Consider the following 18103-nt stretch of genomic DNA (forward strand, 5'->3'; position numbering starts at 1 on the left):
CAATGCCTTGCATACAGATGATAGGGAAGATTTCATTGTGCTCTTTTTGGGTTTATACTTAAAAATATGATGAAAAATCAATATTTTTAACACACTCAATTGCCCCTATACCCAAGCACATGAAAACCAATCAAATATTTTTTATACTTTTTTTTGCCACTGGTCTGCTTTTCTCATTTATTACGCCAACGCCTGTACGAAGTACCACTGACAAAGTGGAAAGTTACTACCGCGAGGGGCTCGACAGCACCTATATGGCATTGCAGGCATTCAGCAATACCCTTGGTGCACTCGCTACCCCAAAGGAGCGGCTGGCCGCCTTTTATGAAGCGCGGCAACAGTACAAGCAGATTGAACTGCTGCTGGAATACTATCAGCCACATCTGGCCCGCAGCATTAACGGACCGGCACTGCCTTATGCCGACGGGGAATCGTCCAAAGACATCATTCCCCCTGCTGGATTCCAGGTGATAGAAGAAATGCTGCAGGCCCCTAACGTAACCGTATATACGCTGATAGCATACAATGATCAACTGATCAGCATTTTCCGCCAGCTGATCCAAAATGAGGACCCAGTAGGATTTCAGGATAAATGGGTGTTTGATGCGATGCGACTGGAAGTATACCGCATTATTGCGCTGGGCATCAGCGGCTACGACTCCCCCGTGCTGCTGCATTCGATGCCTGAAGCCGCAGCGGCGCTCACCAGTATCAGGCAGGTGTTGGCGATGTATGACCCTGTTATCGCTTCCGACGAAATGGTTACTGCCAGGGATACGTTGTTCAATAAGGCGGTGCAATACCTGCACACGCACTCCAATTTCAACCGGTTCGACCGCCTGCATTTCATTACCAACTTTGCCAACCCTATCAGCAGGATGCTATTAACCTGGCAAAACAAGCTGGGAATAGTCATTGAGCCGGAACGGCGCATCCTGCTGCCTACAGCGCCGCATTTGTTTGCCACCAGCTACTATCAACCCAATGGATACACGCCCAGCGCAGCGTCTGACCCTACCCCTGAAAAAGTAGCGTTGGGAAAATTATTATTCGCAGACGCACGGCTCTCCGGCGATGGCAGCCGCTCCTGTGCTTCCTGCCATAAACCGGAGCTGGCATTTACAGATGGATTGACTAAAAGTCCGGCCCTGGATGGGATACATACCGTGACACGCAACACACCCACCTTGCTGAACGTTGGTTTCCAATCCAAACTATTTTACGACTCCCGGGCAAATTTTATAGAAGACCAGGTGTTTGCCGTGGTACATAATACCGCAGAAATGAATGGTTCCCTTCAACAGGCCGCTGCCATTTTTCAAAAGGATACCGTTTATCGGCAATTATTCCAATCTGCCTTTCCGGCGGATAAGGGTCCCCTTTCCACCGAACAGATCACCAATGCCCTGGCTTCCTATTTACGGTCACTTACGAGCTTAAACTCCCGCTTTGATCAGTATATGAACGGGGACAGTACTGCACTTACCCCCCGGGAACAAAAAGGTTTTAACCTGTTTATGGGCAAAGCAAAATGCGGCACTTGTCATTTTGCGCCACTGTTCAATGGCGTAGCGCCCCCCTATTTCGCCGAGCCTGAATCGGAAGTACTGGGCGTACCTGCTACGCGTGCCAGGCACGCCGCGCTGGACACCGACGCCGGCAAATACCATCTCTACCCCATCTCCATTTTCAAATATGCGTTTAAGACACCCTCTGTAAGAAACAGTATGCTCACTGCGCCGTATATGCATAACGGTGTGTTTACCTCCATGAAGCAGGTCATTAATTTTTATAATAAAGGAGGTGGTGCAGGGTTACATACGGCGCCTGAAAACCAGACCTTGCCGGAAGATAAACTACGGCTGAGCGGAAGGGAAAAGCGTGCGCTGATAGCGTTTCTTGGAGCACTGAATGATACAGCGCAGGCGGGTACTTTATCCGCACCTGCGCCATAGCCAGCTGCTAACTCAATTTCTCTTTAAAAAATTCAATCGTGCGTTTCCATGCCAGATCAGCCGCCTCTTTATCATAACGCGGCGTTGTATCATTATTGAAACCATGATTTACGTTCGGGTAAATATAGGCGGTATAATCTTTATGATTGACTTTAAGCGCTGCCTCATAAGCAGGCCACCCTTCATTTACACGGGTATCGAGGCCGGCATAGTGAATCAGCAGCGGTGCCTGAATTTGCGGCACCTGGTCCACCGGTGGCTGGCCACCATAAAAAGGCACCGCAGCCGACAAGGTAGGCACCCGTACTGCCATGAGGTTGGCTATTCCACCACCAAAGCAGAATCCTACTACGCCTACTTTACCGTTACAGTCAGGATGTTGACGCAGGTATTCATACGCTGCAATAAAGTCTTCCAACATTTCATTTTTATCGCGCTTGCTCTGCAACTCCCTCCCCTGGTCATCATTACCGGGATAGCCGCCTAAAGGCGTGAGTGCATCCGGCGCAAGAGTAACGAAGCCTGCCAATGCGGCTCTGCGTGCTACGTCGGCAATATGCGGGTTTAAACCACGATTTTCATGCACTACGATAATGCCTCCCAGCTTGCCTTTGGCATCTGCGGGTTTGGAGAGCAGGCCTTTCATTTTACCGCCTCCCTTAGGGGAATCGTAAGTAATGGTTTCAGACTTTAAGCGGGGATCGTCTTCCTTAACGCGAATACTGTCTTTATAGTCCGGCATCAGAAAGCTCATCAGCGAGCCAACGGTGAGGCCACCCACGGCATAGAGCGACAACTTTTCCATGAATAAGCGCCTGGGCAGGCGGTTGTGGGCGTAATCGTCGTACAGGTCAAAAACCTCCTGACTGATATCTTCCTTCTGAATATTTTTCTGGTCCATAATTTTCCGGTGTTTGTTTTTAAAGATAAAAATTACCCACCGGAAAGTCAACCCTGCACCGGGCTGATGCAGGGCTAACGCTGGAAACTATTTAATACTCAGCCTTTCTATCTTTCTAAAGGCCCTTTCGTATCGTAATCTTTTATCGGAATTTTGCCCGATATCGGGTTTATCCACTGGTTTATTTACCGTATCACAAACAAAGGAGCAGTCGGCTCCCAGTCGGAACTGCGCCACGCCGTGGCAGCCCTGGCAGCCACCCATTGAGAATTGCTTACCGTTATAGATGATGTTGACGCCACTATCGATCGGCGTATTGATGCTGGATCCACGGAAGATCTGCAGCGTGGTATCCGATTCGATCACGTAGTTTGCCAGGAAGAAATTGTTGCTGTTGGAGTTGTTGGTAGTTTGCGCCTGTACACCTATGAGGTTGTAATGCTGCCACACGGAATTGGTGCTCACGCTGCGCAGCAGGCGGTGGGCTTCATAATTAGCCTGGTTAGTGGCCTGGATGGGGTCATGTACGCGAGGATAGCCCACGATTAAGCCGCCGTATTCCCTGCCGCTGTCGTCCAGCTTTACATAGCCGATGCTTTGCTGGGGCTTGGTTACATCTTCATGCTCCCAGGTGGCGAAAATGAAGTTGGGATAGTTACGGGTTTTGTGAATGATATGGATACCGATGAGCAGGTAAGTATCATTGATCAGCGCGGTAGTTCCGTCCGGGTTTTGCCGATAGGTGATCACTTTACGTTTGAAGTAAGTATCGGCAGCACCATCTTCCGGCAACAGTTTACGCCAGGCCGTTTTCACTTCTATGGCCCCTTCTTCATCCTTACTGCCGCTGGCATTGGAGCCGGTGCCGCAAGGCAGGCATACTACCTTTTCACTTTCAGGGCAGTCGCAGGAGCTGGTACCGCCTTTAAAATATTGGTTATAGGCCTGGATATTCCTGTAAGTGTTGATATTGGCCGCCTTTAACTTCGCTGCAGTATTGTAATATTTTCGGATGTACTCATACTCTGAGCGGTTTACTTTCGCCTGAAAGAGGATCTGTTGTTTTTGGCCATACAGGTTCGTATGTGCGTACATGTTACAGGAGCCTATTTCATTGTTTTCATCGAGGTTATGAAACAAATGAGCATCCGTATATATGTCCGGGGTAAAGCTGGCTTTTGTATATGAGTAGTTGGGTATTTTATCAAACGGCAGCATGTTGTCATTTCCAGGCCGCAGCTCTACCCGATGATTGTAGGTTTCCCAAACTGCCAGATCAGGATAACCATTTCTTTCACTGCTGTAGCTCCACCCATAATCAGGTTCTCCGCGTTGATAGGTTCTGCCTGAGTTAAAGTAACTGGAGCGCCAGTTGAGTGCCAGAAACTCATTCCATGCAAACTGGGCGAGGGTAAGGTCATCTGCACCCAGTGCAACATCATGTGGGGGCTTTGCCATAAATGCGATGGCATACGCTTTAGGTGATTCACTGCCTTTGGCAAACAGTGATGCCGGTGTTTTAGTCATCACCATCGCCCCGACGGTGACAGCAAACAGGAACAACACGATAATTATAGTCCTTTTCATTTGGTTGATAATTTTAGGATGATAAAAAGCATGCCGCCCTTGCGGACGGCACTTCAGTTGATGGTTACAGGATTTCTAAGTTGATGGTATTTTCTGCTACGGCGGCGGTCAGCAGTGGTTGCGCCTCTTCTCTACCGGTGATCTCTATACGAAAATTGGAAAGGTCACCATTTTTCTGCGCGAGGTTATCTACGTTGAAGAAGGCCTCGGCCTGCAGGTGTGCGCGACAATTCTCACAGCCCAACACATTCCAGCGGCTCAGCACAGAATGGTGCCCGATGTAGTAATCCTTACCACCAACATTGGCGTAGGCGGTGATTACAAAAGATCCGTAAATATTGCCACGGTTAATATTGCTCACGCGTAGCTTGTTGGTAGGTGGCGCTTCTGCCAGCTCTTCCCCATGCATAAACGAAATCTGGTCCAGTGAGCCCACGCTGTACGTATAACCGCATTGGTTTTCTATGTCCACTACATCGTTGCTGGTGTAGTAAATATCGGAATCACGTTTTTTGAAAGGTTTCAGCGGGGAGTCCAGCGTGAGTGGTTCATTAGGACCGTAACCCGCGCTGGGTCCGCCATCGCTGCTATTGGTGCCGGGGTAACCCGGGATGATGGTCAGGTTTTTTTGATAACCTTTCTTCTTTTGCCACACCCAAAATACGCGGTCGATATTACAGTGGTGAAAATAAAAGATGGGATCAAAACCAGCGGTATCATTTTCTCCCATATCTCCGTTGGCGCCCGGTATAGGTGAAAAATCGTGATCCTGCCCCGGTACGTTGAACCCGCCTACCGCCAGGTGGATATCATTATGCGGTGTTTCCAGCGCCACCACCACTGGTGCATTGGGAAAATCCTTGTTCCACTGGGCGGAGGAGCTGATGTTGGAAAACACGGTGTAGTTAGGCGCATCCAGGCATTTGTGAAAGAGGATGGTAACACCGCCCAGCTTTAGGCGGTCGGCGATATCCGGCAGGGTGATCGTTTTGTTGAGCCAGCCTGTTACGTTATAGTTGAGCAGGTCCGTTGCCTCTTTATAGTTCCATTGTGCATTATGCTGGTCGGATTTTTCCTTGTCGGCCGGCGTACCTACTAATCCGGAGTAAGGATAACGCACGGTGTCTGTACCGGCAGGTTTGGAATAGATCGATTTATCGCCCGACACGTCATCATTGATCGCCTTTTGGAATTTATAGGATTTCAGCGGATTATCGATGATGTTGCCACGGACATTCACCTTGTCGAGGATCAGCGACCACGGTATGCCGCTAACAGTGGATTCGTGCTCCGTTTCATCCCAGTAAGGTAAGGTTACATCTTCGCAGCCTGGAATACTGCGCAGGGCATTTTCCAGGTTGAGCAGGTATACCCGGTGCCAGGTAGGAAACAGGATGTTGTTATGGTTGCACCAGCCGCCCCAGTAGTCTCCATCCGTGGCGCCTTTATCACGGAAAGGTTCGCCATGGAGGCCTCCTATATTAAAAAATGAATTGGGGTGATCGGGAGGTAGTTCTTTAATGCCCTTCCAGGCTAACATTAGGTTTTCCAGCGGTTGCCTGTCACCTTTCAGATAGAATGTTTCCAGTTCGCGAAGGGAGCGGCGAACCCGGGGTGTAGCAGCATTTGCCATACTTATAGTTTTGGTTTTTTGAGAATTTGGTTAATTCGTTTGCTGTAATTTCCGTGGGGCATAAACGCTGCCAGCAGTGAGCCAATGATAATGGCTGCCATACCACCGATCATCATTACTTTGGTACCACCAGGTACAAACCGGGATAGTAGCAGGCAGGATGCACCTGCCAGGCTAAAGATGAAGGGTAATGGGCCTTTCAGGGGAATAGCCCGGAACTGCCCCCCTACATGAAACAGCAGGAATACAGCCAATATCGGCAGCAGCCAGGGCATATACGGTAATTTAGCCAGGCCTATGCTGCCAAACATACTCATATACACTGCCCAGCACACGGGGCATTTGGGAAAAAATGCGATGAGGATACTCAGGAGTATGGAGGGTACTGAGCGGGCGGATTTCTTTGAAACCCGCTTCCACGAAAGCTGCTCCTGGTACTTTGCCATCTGGCAATTACAGGTTACTTTGGTTTCCATAGTAAGGAGGGTTATTGAGGGAGATACGATTACGCCGATTTGGTAACAGCTACTGCATAGCAGGTAGCTACCTCTCCTGCCTTGTGAATAGTACCGTCACTACCGGGATGATCCTTCAGGCGTACTACAGAGCCGGCGAGTACATTGGCCTGGGCTTTACCACCTTCTATTTTAGGCAGGCAGTACACTTCGTAGCCATACTCCCACAGCGACTGATTAGCGCCTTGCCCGTTGATACCGGTGCCGATCAAATAAAGTCCTTGTGGATTTGTGTCCAGCACTTTGCCTTTCAGTTCCAGGTTCCATTCACCCGGAATACCGATGTTGCCGGATATTTCACCGTCGTCGCTGATTTTAAGATGAATAGTACCATCGCCAAGCTCCAGGTCATTAGGAGCGATGTTAAGGTCTGTTTTGTTTAAAAAGCTGCGGTACGACCAGGTAGTGTCGCCGGGATAGTTGATCTTCATAAATGATGATTTATAGTGAGCAATACGATAACAGTCGCTCGTGCAAGCGATATTATCCAAAGTAAAAACTGCAAAATCAACACCTATGTCACATGGCGGGCATGACAATTTCAGGAGTAGTGGATAAAAAAAATTACTGGTAAACCATTATACGCACCGGTAAGTTTGTGCGGAAAAACAGGATAGCATTCATTTTGAGGTAGTAATTAAGGTTACTTCAAGGATATATTGTTAGTATAACTAACGTTTAAATAATCTTGTCAAATATAGAATTAAAATTAAAACAAACAAGCCCCGGGATAAAATTTTATCCCGGGGCTTGTTTGTTCGTGCCATATCGCTAATAAAGTTTTGTTTATTCCTGGATAACCGACAAAATATTTCCTGCTGGGTCCTTAAACCAGGCGATAACGGGGCCGTTGCCGCGCATGATTCCTTTGGCATCTGTCTGAATTTCCCCGGTATAATGTTCAAATACGACTCCTTTAGCAGCCAGTGCATCCACGGTGGCTTCCACATCCTTTACCTTAAAATTCAGTACCGTGAAAGTAGCAGGCACATGATTTTTTTTAGGGTAGATGATGATATTATGCCCTCCGGTGAGTTGCAGCTGTAATACACCCATGGGTTCAGGAGATTCCGTTACTGACAGGCCCAGTACCTGCTGGTAAAATGTTTTTGCTTCGTTGAGGCTATTCACTGAATAGCTGCTGAATACGGGTGCGGATGAAAGCATGGTTAAATTTTTTGGTGTACTGTAATTTACTCATAATTACTGTGCCGGGAAAAGACTATTTTCGGCACGGCTGAACAAATGCTTATGTACGATACATTCAGAGCGCACGTATTAAAGTACGTAAGGGCAGACGAGGAGACACTTACATCTGCCTATAAATATTTCCAGGTAAAAAAATTCCGAAAAAAGGAAAACCTGCTCACAGAAGGCCAGATTTGCCGTTATAATTATTTTATAGTCAGTGGATGCGTCCGGAAATATTTCATTAACCAGAAAGGGCTGGAGCAAACGACAGACTTCGCCATTGAACGATGGTGGATGACGGATATAGGCGCATTTATAAGCCAGGGCACAACGGATATTAACATTCAGGCCGTAGAACCTACTACCGTGCTACAGATTGATCGCCATAACCAGCAACAGCTTTTCCGGGAATATCCGGTGATGGAAAGCTATTTCAGACAGATTTATCAAAAGGCCTATGCTGCAGCAGAAAACAGGATCCGGTACCTGTATGAGTTTTCAAGGGAAGAATTATATCTCCACTTTTACAGGCATTTTCCTGATTTCACCAAAAGAGTACCGCAATACCTGCTGGCCTCCTTCCTTGGTTTTACACCTGAATATCTCAGCGAAATCAAAAGAAAACTTGAATCTTAAACCAGTTTAAGATAATACGTGCCGGCATCAGGTAGCTTTGTTCCATCAATAAAAACAAGCACTATGGAACAACGCATGAATATTGCCCAGGTAGAACCTGGCGCCTACAAAGGACTGATAGCCACACAACAGTACCTGCACACCACGGGACTTTCCAAAATTGAACTCGGCCTCATCTACATCCGTGCCTCACAAATCAATGGCTGTGCTTATTGCCTGGACATGCACACCAAAGACGCACTGAAAGACGGAGAAACGATGCAGCGCATCTTCGTGCTCGACGGCTGGCGCGAGACTACGCTCTTTTCCAAAGAAGAAGCGGTGATCTTAAAAATGACAGAAGAAATTACGCATATCACCCGCAAAGGGTTGTCGGAAGCAACCTACGAGGAAGCCAGGAGCTACTTTGACGAACATAAGATCGCGCAGATCATCATGGCCGCCGTTACCATCAACGCCTGGAACAGAATTGCCATCAGCACTCATTTGCAGATCGGTGCATAATATGACCGCTTCAGCGTGTCCGGAAAACGGACACGCTGATTCAAAACCGGACACTCCCCTATTACACTAAGGTTTACAATAGACTAACAGTCAATATTTTATAAAACCGGCACAATTATCTTACTGCATGTGGCACAAACAAACCACATGAAAAATATTATCCTTACTATTGTCAGCCTTCTTATTTTAACCTTCAGCACAGCTGCACAGCAGATCAAACGCATAGATAACAGCAGCATTGCGGCGGCTGCGCTCACCAGCACCATACAGCAACTGGTGGACACCGCGCAGGTGACCGGCCTCGTCATTTCCATCCTAAATAATAACCAACCCGTATATACGAAAGCCTTTGGTTATGCTGATAAACCTAAGGAGCTGAAAATGGATACCAGCACTATATTCTGGAGCTGCTCCTTCAGCAAAGCCGTGTTCGGCTATTGCGTAATGCGCCTGGTGGAAAAAAATGTGCTCGATCTCGATACACCGCTGGTTAAATATCTGTCCAAACCATTGCCGGATTACGTGTTCACCAAAAAAACACGTGGCTACCAGGATATCCGCAACGATCTGCGGTATGAAAAAATCACCGCCCGGATATGCCTGAACCATACCAGTGGACTCCCTAACTATCGTGGCTTTGAAGTGGATGGCAAGCTCAAAATCAGGTTTGCCCCCGGCACACGCTACAGTTACTCTGGCGAAGGTATTTACCTGCTGCAGTTTGTGATTGAACAATTATACGGAAAGGATTATGAAACCATCGCCCGGGAAGAAGTGTTCCAGCCGCTGGGCATGACGCACAGCAGCTACGTGTGGCAGGCTGATTTTAACAACAATCACGCCGTGGGGCACGACAGCCTTCAGCAAGCCTATGAATTTGATGAACGTACTACCGCGCATGCAGCAGGATCTATGTATACTAACATCACCGATTATGCGAAATTTATGGGTGCACTGCTGCAACAAAAAGGTTTAACAAAGCAGGGATTCAACGCCTTATTCCATTCAGATGTGGCAATACTTTCCAGGCAACAGTTTGGCCCCAACGCCCTGCTGGACGATAAAACGCCTGCCACTACCCCATTGTGGTACGGCCTTGGTTCTGGCATACTCAAAACGCCATATGGCAACGCATTTTTTAAAGAAGGCCACAGTGAAGGCTGGCAGCACCATTCCATCGGGTTTCCTGATAAAGGGATTGCAGTAGTAATTATGACAAACAGTGATCAGGGGGATCATATTTTCAAGGCGTTGCTGGAAACAACTATCGGCGACACCTATACGCCGTGGTACTGGGAGAATTATATACCGTTTGATTATGTAAGTAAATAAGTCGTAAGACTCCCCTGGAATGATGATTCCCGGGGAGTCTTATATTTACTGTATTAATTGGATCATCGTATTCAGTTCACGGACCAGTGCTTCCTCATTACCATCAAAGCCATTGGTACGGAAGCGCACTTTACCGGTTTTATCCAGGATCACTTTATAGGGCACGCTGGCCACTTTATATTGGTTAAAGGCCTTGTAACCCGGGCCATTACTCAGTTTTTCATCCATCAGGTACCGGAATGGAAATTTCTTTTCGGCTGCAAATTGCTTCACCTTACCCAATGCTTCACCGGTTTCAAAAGTGGCAATGAACAAAAACACCACTTCAGGATGTTGCTGCATCACCTCCTGCATAGCCGGGAACGATTGTATACAAGGCTTACACCAGGTGGCCCAGAAATCCAGCACCACTATCTTACCTTTTAGGGCGGCTATGTCCACCTCCTTTCCACTGATATCCTTTAACCGGATACCTGCAATGGTTTCCGTTATCATGCCAGCCCTGATATCACCAGAATGATCTGCTGTGGCGGGTTGCAGGGCGTTCCACCAGGCTGTAAAATCCTTACCCGGGTATTGCCGCTCATAAAGGGCTTGCAGCATTTTTTTTATCTGGGGAGATGAATGCCCTGCCTTTACCGTAGTTTCCAGTACCCGGAGCGCAGTCGCATCCTGGCCGCTGGCACTGCTGGTTTGCGCCAGGAGCAGTGCCGCCTCCCTGCTGCCGGCATGGCGGTAAAGGGTGCCTGCCAGTGCATGCGCTGTTGTTACATCCTGCCTGGAGAGATAGAGTGGAATGGCATTCATATAGGCGTTCCAGTTAGTATGCACCCGGGTGGTATCTGTAACGGCAATGCCCTGCGACAACCAGGAGAGCGACTGCTCCGGCTGTTGCTGTGCTAACTGCACGTAGGTAGCTACCTGGTCTTCCTGCCGGTGCAACAAACTGATATAATACCCTGCTGCCTGGTTGTTACCCGCGGCTACGGCCGACTGTGCCATGGCTTTGTACAAACCGGTATACTCATAGTCCCCGCCGGCAGGTTCCGGAAAGCGCTGTATAAACGCTTTGAACAACTGTTGCTGTGCGGCAAAATCAGGGGCCTGCGTCACAGCTGCCATTTGTTTACGCTGCACGTATTTCCCTTCAGGGAATTGTTTTTCCAACAGGTGTGCCACAGAATCCGCAGCCTGTTGCTGCCCCAGAAACGCTAAATACTGCTGGTGCAGTGTTAGCTCCATTTCATTAGTGGTATGATATGTCAGCAGTTTTTGAATCAGCAGCGCCTTATCCGCCGGCTCCGGAGAATTGATCAGCATATTGTAATACTGCTGCCTGAACTCCGCTTCAGCAGCGGGATATATTGCTATTTCCGTTTTCAGGTACGCCAGGGCCAGTTGCTGGTCTTTCTTCCAGCCACCCATGCCCTGCGCAAGCTGCGACATACGGTACCACGCGTAGGGCAGCACTTTCTTCTCTCTGTAAACAGGAAAAATATATGCTTTACCGTTGTTATCATCCGTAATGTGGCCATCGTACAATCGCCCGGTAAGCACCACTGCATCGGCAGGCACTGTATACTTCGCCTGTCCTGTGGCAGACAACAGGAGTGTATCGGCAGCCAGTTGTTTCGACTTCCCTTCTGCGTCTATAATCACATACAGTGGTGTACTTCCTGCGAGCGCAGTACCACGGGGATCAGCCGTAATGGTGATCCCGTGGCCCGCTGCAGGTGTGTCAGATATGCTTAGTGTATGATTGGACTGTGCGTAGGCATACTGCATACAGGCAAGGTATGCAGCTGTGATAGCAATTATTTTCATTTTAAGGGAATAATGATTTTATTTTTTCTTCCAGGTCTTTACCGGTAAGGTTGCTCGCTACAATTTTCCCCTGCTGGTCAATGATTACATTGGCCGGGATGCCGTTTACCGGATATCCTTTCACCACAGGGCTTTTATCTGCCAACAAGTCCGATACATTGGGCCAGCTGAGCTGCTCCTTTTCGGAAGCCTTCTGCCAGGCCACGCGGTTATTATCCATGGAGAAAGAAACTATTTCCAGGCCTTTGCTATGGAAGCTGCCGTAGAGCGATTTCAACTCAGGAATTTCCGCACGGCAGGGCACACACCAGGATGCCCAGAACTGCAATAGCGTATACTTGTTGTTAGTAACAGCATCGCCTAAACGAATATATTTACCATTCACATCCGGGAGGTTAAAGTCAATATAGTTTTCGCCGATCATTTTGCCCTGGCGGAGCGCAATCCGCTCTGCCTGGGACTTATCCAGCCGGCGCGCCTGTCGCACTACATAGCTGTTTTCCCCCAGCCTGACCGCTGCCTTATTCACCACTTCCATGGCCGCGTTGCGATCCGGCTCTAATTCCAGCATCACCGCCGCAATTGCCGCGGCGGATGGGTCCTTTTTATTATTCAGTACCCCCTGCAGGTAAACGCTGCGGATGTCAAACCGTTTCATGAACAGCTGAATCCCCTCCCACTCTGCCTCAGCGCCGGTAGCAGCACCAGGCTGGCGCATGCGGAACACTTCCCTGTCTACCTGCACATAAGCACTATCCCGCTGGTAGCCTAATATCCAGTTGTTATATTTTGCGCCGCTCACCTGCGACAAGCCAGTAGCGGTAAGTGTAAAGGTTGCCTTTCCAGGTTCCAGTATCACGGGGTAGCTGTACATGGACTTCCCTTTGCGATAGGTAAGTGACACATTCATCACTTCTTTCACCGGGCAGCGCAGGGTAAATTCGCCATGGCGGATGGTGTCCGTCACCAGCGTTTCCGCGGTGCCGTATACGTCATATACCAGCGATACCGGTATGTTATCCGCATCCGGGATATGCCCGCTGAGGCGGAACTCCGCCAGCTGACTACTGTTTTTAAAGGCAAACAGCCCTCCGGCCAGGGCTGCCATCAGGAGTGCAGCCCGGCTATTTTTCACTAATCTTATAAGCATGTTATCTTGGGTTTTGAGTAATTTCCGGGTTCATGATGATGTACTTCCGGCCGATTGGCAGCACGGCCCTGTTGCTGTTTGGAGCCAGGCTAAAACTACCATCCGGCAGTGTATGCGTCACCGTTATATTGTCGTTATCCATTGCGTTATACCTGCGGATATCAAACCAGCGGCTGCCGCGGAAAGCCATTTCCCTTCTGCGCTCCGCCTTCACTAATGTTAATGCCTCCGCAGCCGTGGCTGCAGTGAGCATGTAGTCGGTTCCCTTTTTATACCTGGCAGCACGCAGGGTATTCAGGTCCTGCAAGGCTGCAGCAATGTTACCTAACCGCGCATTAGCCTCCGCACGAATCAGGTAGGTTTCCGGTACGGAAGGGCCTTTGGCAGCCGACCTGCCGGACCACTCATTGCTGAAATAACCGAATCCTAATCCAAACGCTTTATCATTAAAAAAGTAGGCGCTGAAGCGTAAGTCGGCAGTGGTGTTATACATGCCCAGCAAAGCCTTACTGGCGTAAGCAATCGGACTAATCATAGGGCCCGACTTCTCCAGCAGCATTTCAGGATTGCGAAAATTCTGCGGATAATTCAGCACCTCCGGAAAAGATGGATTTGGTGGCAGGGTGTTGTAATCTACCAGCGTGTTATACGCACTCAGGCTGGAATCTGCATAATGTACCGCATTAGCAGCATCGTTCTGGTACAGGAATACCTTCGCTAACAGGCTGTAGGCGCTGGCCTTTACAGGTCTGTTGGTAAGACCAGCGGCCGGGGCCACTGGCAGGTCCGGCAAGGCTGCCACCAGGTCTTCCCGGATATAATCATACACTTCCTGTACGGTAGCGCGAGGTAGCTTTTCTTCAAAATCAAGTCCTTTACGGATAGGCACACCCGCATCTGTAGTGGCGGTAGCGCTGTATTGCTTTCCATACAGGTTTACCAGTATGAAATAAGCATAGGCCCGGTGTACCCTGGCTTCCGCCATTAATTGCCGCTTATCTGCAGCGGTGCCACCTGAAGCTGTCATCACCTGCAAGGTCACCAGGTTAGTGGTATAGATCTGGTTATACATTCCTTCCCAGTCCCTGTCCGATTCATTTTCCAGGTATATATTTTCCGCAAAGCGGTAAGCGTTCAGCGCATTGGTGTTGTAATAGGTCTGTGAAAACGGGAAGATGGCCATATCATCGTCCAGCATGATGTCCATGCCATAGGTGCTGAAAAAGCCATTGGACTTCTCCTTTGCCGTAGTTTCATCCAGCAGCAGCCGGTAGTCGCTGGTTTTTTCAGGAATAAAGGCACCTTTAGGCTTTATGTCGAGATACTTGCTACAGGCGCCCAGCCCCGTTACCAGCATAGCTCCCATTGTATATATCAGCAGTTTTTTCATGTGTGTCCGTTTAGAAGTTAGCTTTAATACTGAAGGTGAATTCCGCCGGAGGCGTCAGCAACAGTGTATAAGTGCTTAAATCGCTCGCATACTCCGGGTCCACCTTTTCCCTGTTGAACAGGAATACACCCAGGTTGCGGGCCTGTGCCGTAAGGGTGATCTGCTGGGCATGCAACTTAGCCGTCAGTGTTTTGGGAACAGTATAGTTCAGCAGCAGTTCGTTAAAGCGTATGTTCGAGGCCGTAGCCACGTGGATATCCGCATAGCGGATGTAATTGTCGTACACCGTTAACCCGGTTTGACTCGCGGGCATCGCTGCCACATCGGTGGTTAGCTCGTCCCCTGGCTGCTGCCAGCGTTTACTCCAATCCTTATGTACTTCGTTTACTGATTCAAACAAGCGGGTATACTGCAACTGCGGCACGCGGAAGTGATGTCCGAACTTATAGGTAAAGCCGGCGGTTAAAGCAAATGCCTTATATCCCACATTAAAGAACAGGCCACCGTAATGTGGGGGAACGGTAGTACCCTGGTAAACCAATGCGGCGGTGCTGGTCATTTCCTTCGTATAGTCTACCGCGTTACCCTTTTCATCAAACACCCGTGGTGCACCGGTGGCACTTAGTCCTGCCCAGCGATAACTATACAGGTAGTTCAAGGGTTTGCCAGCTTGTGCTATACCGGCCGTATAGGCCCCCACGGTAGGATTAGGGAAATCTACACTGATCACCTTATTGCTGTTATAACTGTAGTTGAGCGTAGTACTCACGTTCACGGCACGCTTCACTATCACACCGGTAAGTGCTACATCTACCCCACTATTACGCATGCTGGCATAGTTGATATAAGCACTGTTGAAACCATAGGTGCCGTTTACCGTGGCATTGCCCAGCAAGTCAGTGCTCAGGCGATTGTAGTAATCTATACTACCTCTAAGGCGACTTCCGATCAGTACATAGTCCAGTCCTAAATTCCTGACCGTTGTTTTTTCCCAGCGCAGCAATGGGTTTGCCGGATTGGAGATGTAACCGTAGTTGAGGTTCGTTTGTGCGTCCCTGTCTACTTTGGCAATCAGGAAGGGACTGGTACTTTTATCGACGTTACCGTTGATACCGTAGGTGGCACGTACTATCAGCACTGCAAAAGGGCTGTTTGCCAGAAAGGCTTCCTTATGGGCCTGCCAGCTGATTCCGGAGGACCATAACCACACGTTTCTATATTTGTCGCTGCTGCCAAACAGGTTGGTTTTATCCAGTCTGGCGCTGGCATTTAAGGAGTATTTATCCAGGTAGGTGTACCCTGCGTTGGAAAAGATGGATACAAAGCGATTTTTCGTATCGGTAAACAGGGTGGCATCGCGGATATAAGAGGTAGTACCCAGGATATTCGTATAGCCATTTAAATAATCGAGGTTGGCGTACTGTAAGGTAGCAGGGTCGTATCCATACTTCACCATGCTGGACGATTTACCGCTCACCTCCCGGATTTCCAGGCCGGCTATGGCCGTCAGGCTATGGTCCTCGCTGCCGATGTTATTGTCAAACTTCAGCTGGTTGCGGAGGGTATGGGTTTGCAAATGTGTTTCTGCCAGACTGTAAATACTTCCTTTTGGTAAGCCACTAACGAGCTTTCCGTTTTTAACAACCGTGGAAAAATTGACCTGGTTACGGACATTGTAGCTTTCCTCATTTTCCAGCACTGTATTGGTGCTGCTGTAGTTTTCATATTGGTAGGAGCTGTTGAACGAGAACCCTTTTGGCAGTTCGTAGGTTAGCCCTGCTACCGCCGTCAGGTTCCTGTTTTGCGTGGTATTGTTGTTATTACGGAACTCCCGCAGCAGGTTAAAATCCCAATCGTACGGGTAGCCGGATTTAAGGAGCGCATCTTTATCTGCCTGATAAAAAGTTTGTGGTTGAGGGACATACCGGCCGTTTGCATCCTGCAGCTGCTGATACGGCAAAAGCTTGTTCAGGTCATTCAATTGCAGCCCGTTGTTGGTGGTATTGATCAGGACGAAGTTCAGCCCCATATCCAGGTGTAGCTTTTTGGTGAGGGCGGTGGTCTGGAACAGGTCCGCTGAAAATCTTTCCGTGCCTGTCTGTTTCATATAGGTGGGCACGTTATCGTAGCTAAAAGATCCGCGGGTACTGCTTTTTTCGCCTTTGGCGCCAATGGACAGACTATATTGCTGCCGCAGTGTATTACGCATAAACAGATCGCTAAAGGAATTAATTGCATCATACTGGCGCAGTGAGTCCACTATGGCCGGGGCCTTGGCGGGATTGTTGAGCCAGGCATCTGCAACGGGGCTAATGGCATTCCTTGGTTTCCCATATAGCGTAGTGAGTTTTTTATCTACCTTATATTTTTCAAAATCCATGAAGGTGGCGGAGGAGGCAAATGGGATATCATCCAGGTCAGGCTTTTTGGTAAAAGCGAGGGAGGAGCTGAAGCTCACATCCAGTGATTTCCTGGATGCGGCGCCCCTTTTGGTTTGGATAACGATCACGCCGTTGGCGGCACGTACGCCCCAGATGGAGGCCGCGGAGGCATCGCGAAGCACGGTAATGCTTTCCACATCATTGGGGTTGATGGTATTGATATCTCTTTCTACGGGGAAGCCATCGACTACCAGCAGCGGGCTGGAATTAGCCAGGAAAGTGCTTTTACCGCGAATGGTCATGGTGCCGTCGGTGTTGACGAGCAGGCCTGGTACCTGGCCTTGCAGGTAACTGGTAAGACTATAATTATTTCTTTTTTCCAGTGTTGCATTATTGACCACCCCGAAGGAGCCGGCAGCACGTTCGCTGGAAAGTCGCTGGTATCCGGTGTTTACCACCGCAATTTCTTTGAGTCGCGATACCCCGGGCTGCAATTGTATGCGGCCAAGGGCAACCGGCTGCCCTTTTACATCCACAGGCACCGCCAGTTTCTCGAAGCCTACGCATGAGGCCTCCAGCGTATATTTGCCCGGCCCTACCCCGCTGATAGTAAAAAAGCCCTGCTCATCGCTTACGGCGCCTTTGGCTGCCGGCGATAGTTGCACGGTTACGAATGGCAGTGGTGCTCCCTGCTGGTCGGTGATCTGACCCGTAACCGTGATAGTGGCCTGCTCCTGCAACTGATTATCTGTGGCAGGTTTCAGGCGCAGAAAAATATTCTTCCCGGAAATTTTCCACTCCACAGGTTGGTTCTTAAAGCAAGCTGCCAGTGCATTTTCCAGTGAAACAGCGTGCAGGTTGAGTGTTACCTTCCCTATCTGCCGGATGATATGTTCATCATAAAAAAACACATAGCCGGTTTGCTTTTTCACTTCTTTAAAAAACTGTTCCACTGGTACATTATTCAGTGTCACATTTACCTGCTGGGAATAGGCGGCAGTGCTCAGCTGTATAAACAGCAGCAGCAGGACGCTGAAAATTTTAATCCGCCGTGGTGGCAAGCTCGCAGGGACCTTTGGTTGATGATTCATGATAGTTGGTTTT

Annotated in this window: 14 protein-coding genes; 4 read left to right on the top strand and 10 right to left on the bottom strand. The window is 49.0% G+C overall.

All coding sequences use genetic code 11. The annotated features are described in order from the left end of the window. Positions 1 to 119 precede the first annotated feature (119 nt). Positions 120 to 1955 (top strand): cytochrome c peroxidase, encoded by a 1836-nt coding sequence (locus BUB18_RS22705; RefSeq protein ID WP_073085472.1) that lies wholly within the window; start codon positions 120 to 122, stop codon positions 1953 to 1955. 7 nt (positions 1956 to 1962) lie between these two features. On the opposite strand, the gene BUB18_RS22710 is transcribed toward BUB18_RS22705, so the two are convergent. The 6 genes from BUB18_RS22710 to BUB18_RS22735 form a co-directional block, all read right to left on the bottom strand. Then, a complete protein-coding gene (locus BUB18_RS22710; protein ID WP_073085474.1) occupies positions 1963 to 2856 on the bottom strand; it encodes a dienelactone hydrolase family protein in 894 nt (297 codons plus the stop codon). Positions 2857 to 2943: 87 nt separating this feature from the next. Beyond that, positions 2944 to 4443 carry a hypothetical protein gene (locus BUB18_RS22715; RefSeq protein ID WP_073085476.1) on the bottom strand — a complete coding sequence of 500 codons (1500 nt, stop codon included), beginning with the start codon at positions 4441 to 4443 and terminating at the stop codon, positions 2944 to 2946. Between the two features lie 64 nt (positions 4444 to 4507). Then, positions 4508 to 6076 (bottom strand): tyrosinase family protein, encoded by a 1569-nt coding sequence (locus tag BUB18_RS22720; RefSeq protein WP_073085478.1) that lies wholly within the window; start codon positions 6074 to 6076, stop codon positions 4508 to 4510. Between the two features lie 2 nt (positions 6077 to 6078). Then, a complete protein-coding gene (locus tag BUB18_RS22725) occupies positions 6079 to 6552 on the bottom strand; it encodes a hypothetical protein (RefSeq protein ID WP_073085480.1) in 474 nt (157 codons plus the stop codon). A gap of 29 nt (positions 6553 to 6581) precedes the next feature. Beyond that, positions 6582 to 7022, bottom strand: coding sequence for a hypothetical protein (locus BUB18_RS22730; RefSeq protein WP_083550617.1), 441 nt, complete (start codon positions 7020 to 7022; stop codon positions 6582 to 6584). A 355-nt stretch (positions 7023 to 7377) separates the two neighbouring features. Next, positions 7378 to 7758, bottom strand: coding sequence for a VOC family protein (locus BUB18_RS22735; RefSeq protein WP_073085482.1), 381 nt, complete (start codon positions 7756 to 7758; stop codon positions 7378 to 7380). 84 nt (positions 7759 to 7842) lie between these two features. On the opposite strand from BUB18_RS22735, the gene BUB18_RS22740 reads away from it, so the two are divergent. From BUB18_RS22740 to BUB18_RS22750, 3 genes are all read left to right on the top strand, one after another. Beyond that, positions 7843 to 8418: a Crp/Fnr family transcriptional regulator gene (locus BUB18_RS22740; protein WP_073085484.1), complete on the top strand. Its 576-nt coding sequence runs from the start codon at positions 7843 to 7845 to the stop codon at positions 8416 to 8418. 63 nt (positions 8419 to 8481) lie between these two features. Continuing rightward, complete coding sequence (locus tag BUB18_RS22745; protein WP_073085486.1) at positions 8482 to 8922, top strand: carboxymuconolactone decarboxylase family protein; 441 nt, start codon at positions 8482 to 8484, stop codon at positions 8920 to 8922. A 147-nt stretch (positions 8923 to 9069) separates the two neighbouring features. Next, positions 9070 to 10254, top strand: a complete 1185-nt coding sequence (locus BUB18_RS22750; protein WP_073085488.1) for a serine hydrolase domain-containing protein — start codon at positions 9070 to 9072, stop codon at positions 10252 to 10254. 45 nt (positions 10255 to 10299) lie between these two features. On the opposite strand, the gene BUB18_RS22755 is transcribed toward BUB18_RS22750, so the two are convergent. From BUB18_RS22755 to BUB18_RS22770, 4 genes are read right to left on the bottom strand one after another with little or no spacing between them, the layout of a single operon-like run. Further along, positions 10300 to 12078: a TlpA family protein disulfide reductase gene (locus BUB18_RS22755; RefSeq protein WP_073085490.1), complete on the bottom strand. Its 1779-nt coding sequence runs from the start codon at positions 12076 to 12078 to the stop codon at positions 10300 to 10302. Between the two features lies 1 nt (position 12079). Next, entirely contained in the window at positions 12080 to 13228 is a 1149-nt protein-coding gene (locus tag BUB18_RS22760) for a TlpA disulfide reductase family protein (RefSeq protein WP_073085492.1), read from the bottom strand. 1 nt (position 13229) lies between these two features. Beyond that, the gene (locus BUB18_RS22765; protein ID WP_073085494.1) at positions 13230 to 14618 is read right to left on the bottom strand and encodes a RagB/SusD family nutrient uptake outer membrane protein; all 1389 of its coding nucleotides are present in this window, start codon (positions 14616 to 14618) and stop codon (positions 13230 to 13232) included. A 10-nt stretch (positions 14619 to 14628) separates the two neighbouring features. Then, positions 14629 to 18090, bottom strand: a complete 3462-nt coding sequence (locus tag BUB18_RS22770) for a SusC/RagA family TonB-linked outer membrane protein (protein WP_073085496.1) — start codon at positions 18088 to 18090, stop codon at positions 14629 to 14631. Positions 18091 to 18103 lie beyond the last annotated feature (13 nt).

This window comes from Chitinophaga jiangningensis, from assembly GCF_900142605.1.
Classification (GTDB): domain Bacteria; phylum Bacteroidota; class Bacteroidia; order Chitinophagales; family Chitinophagaceae; genus Chitinophaga; species Chitinophaga jiangningensis.

Excerpts from the sequence above, each read along its gene's own strand:
- BUB18_RS22750 (WP_073085488.1), top strand. The coding sequence starts at position 9,070 with ATGAAAAATATTATCCTTACTATTGTCAGCCTTCTTATTTTAACCTTC.
- BUB18_RS22705 (WP_073085472.1), top strand. The coding sequence starts at position 120 with ATGAAAACCAATCAAATATTTTTTATACTTTTTTTTGCCACTGGTCTG.
- BUB18_RS22760 (WP_073085492.1), bottom strand. The coding sequence starts at position 13,228 with ATGCTTATAAGATTAGTGAAAAATAGCCGGGCTGCACTCCTGATGGCA.
- BUB18_RS22765 (WP_073085494.1), bottom strand. The coding sequence starts at position 14,618 with ATGAAAAAACTGCTGATATATACAATGGGAGCTATGCTGGTAACGGGG.
- BUB18_RS22740 (WP_073085484.1), top strand. The coding sequence starts at position 7,843 with ATGTACGATACATTCAGAGCGCACGTATTAAAGTACGTAAGGGCAGAC.
- BUB18_RS22730 (WP_083550617.1), bottom strand. The coding sequence starts at position 7,022 with ATGAAGATCAACTATCCCGGCGACACTACCTGGTCGTACCGCAGCTTT.
- BUB18_RS22770 (WP_073085496.1), bottom strand. The coding sequence starts at position 18,090 with ATGAATCATCAACCAAAGGTCCCTGCGAGCTTGCCACCACGGCGGATT.
- BUB18_RS22720 (WP_073085478.1), bottom strand. The coding sequence starts at position 6,076 with ATGGCAAATGCTGCTACACCCCGGGTTCGCCGCTCCCTTCGCGAACTG.
- BUB18_RS22735 (WP_073085482.1), bottom strand. The coding sequence starts at position 7,758 with ATGCTTTCATCCGCACCCGTATTCAGCAGCTATTCAGTGAATAGCCTC.
- BUB18_RS22725 (WP_073085480.1), bottom strand. The coding sequence starts at position 6,552 with ATGGAAACCAAAGTAACCTGTAATTGCCAGATGGCAAAGTACCAGGAG.
- BUB18_RS22710 (WP_073085474.1), bottom strand. The coding sequence starts at position 2,856 with ATGGACCAGAAAAATATTCAGAAGGAAGATATCAGTCAGGAGGTTTTT.
- BUB18_RS22745 (WP_073085486.1), top strand. The coding sequence starts at position 8,482 with ATGGAACAACGCATGAATATTGCCCAGGTAGAACCTGGCGCCTACAAA.
- BUB18_RS22715 (WP_073085476.1), bottom strand. The coding sequence starts at position 4,443 with ATGAAAAGGACTATAATTATCGTGTTGTTCCTGTTTGCTGTCACCGTC.
- BUB18_RS22755 (WP_073085490.1), bottom strand. The coding sequence starts at position 12,078 with ATGAAAATAATTGCTATCACAGCTGCATACCTTGCCTGTATGCAGTAT.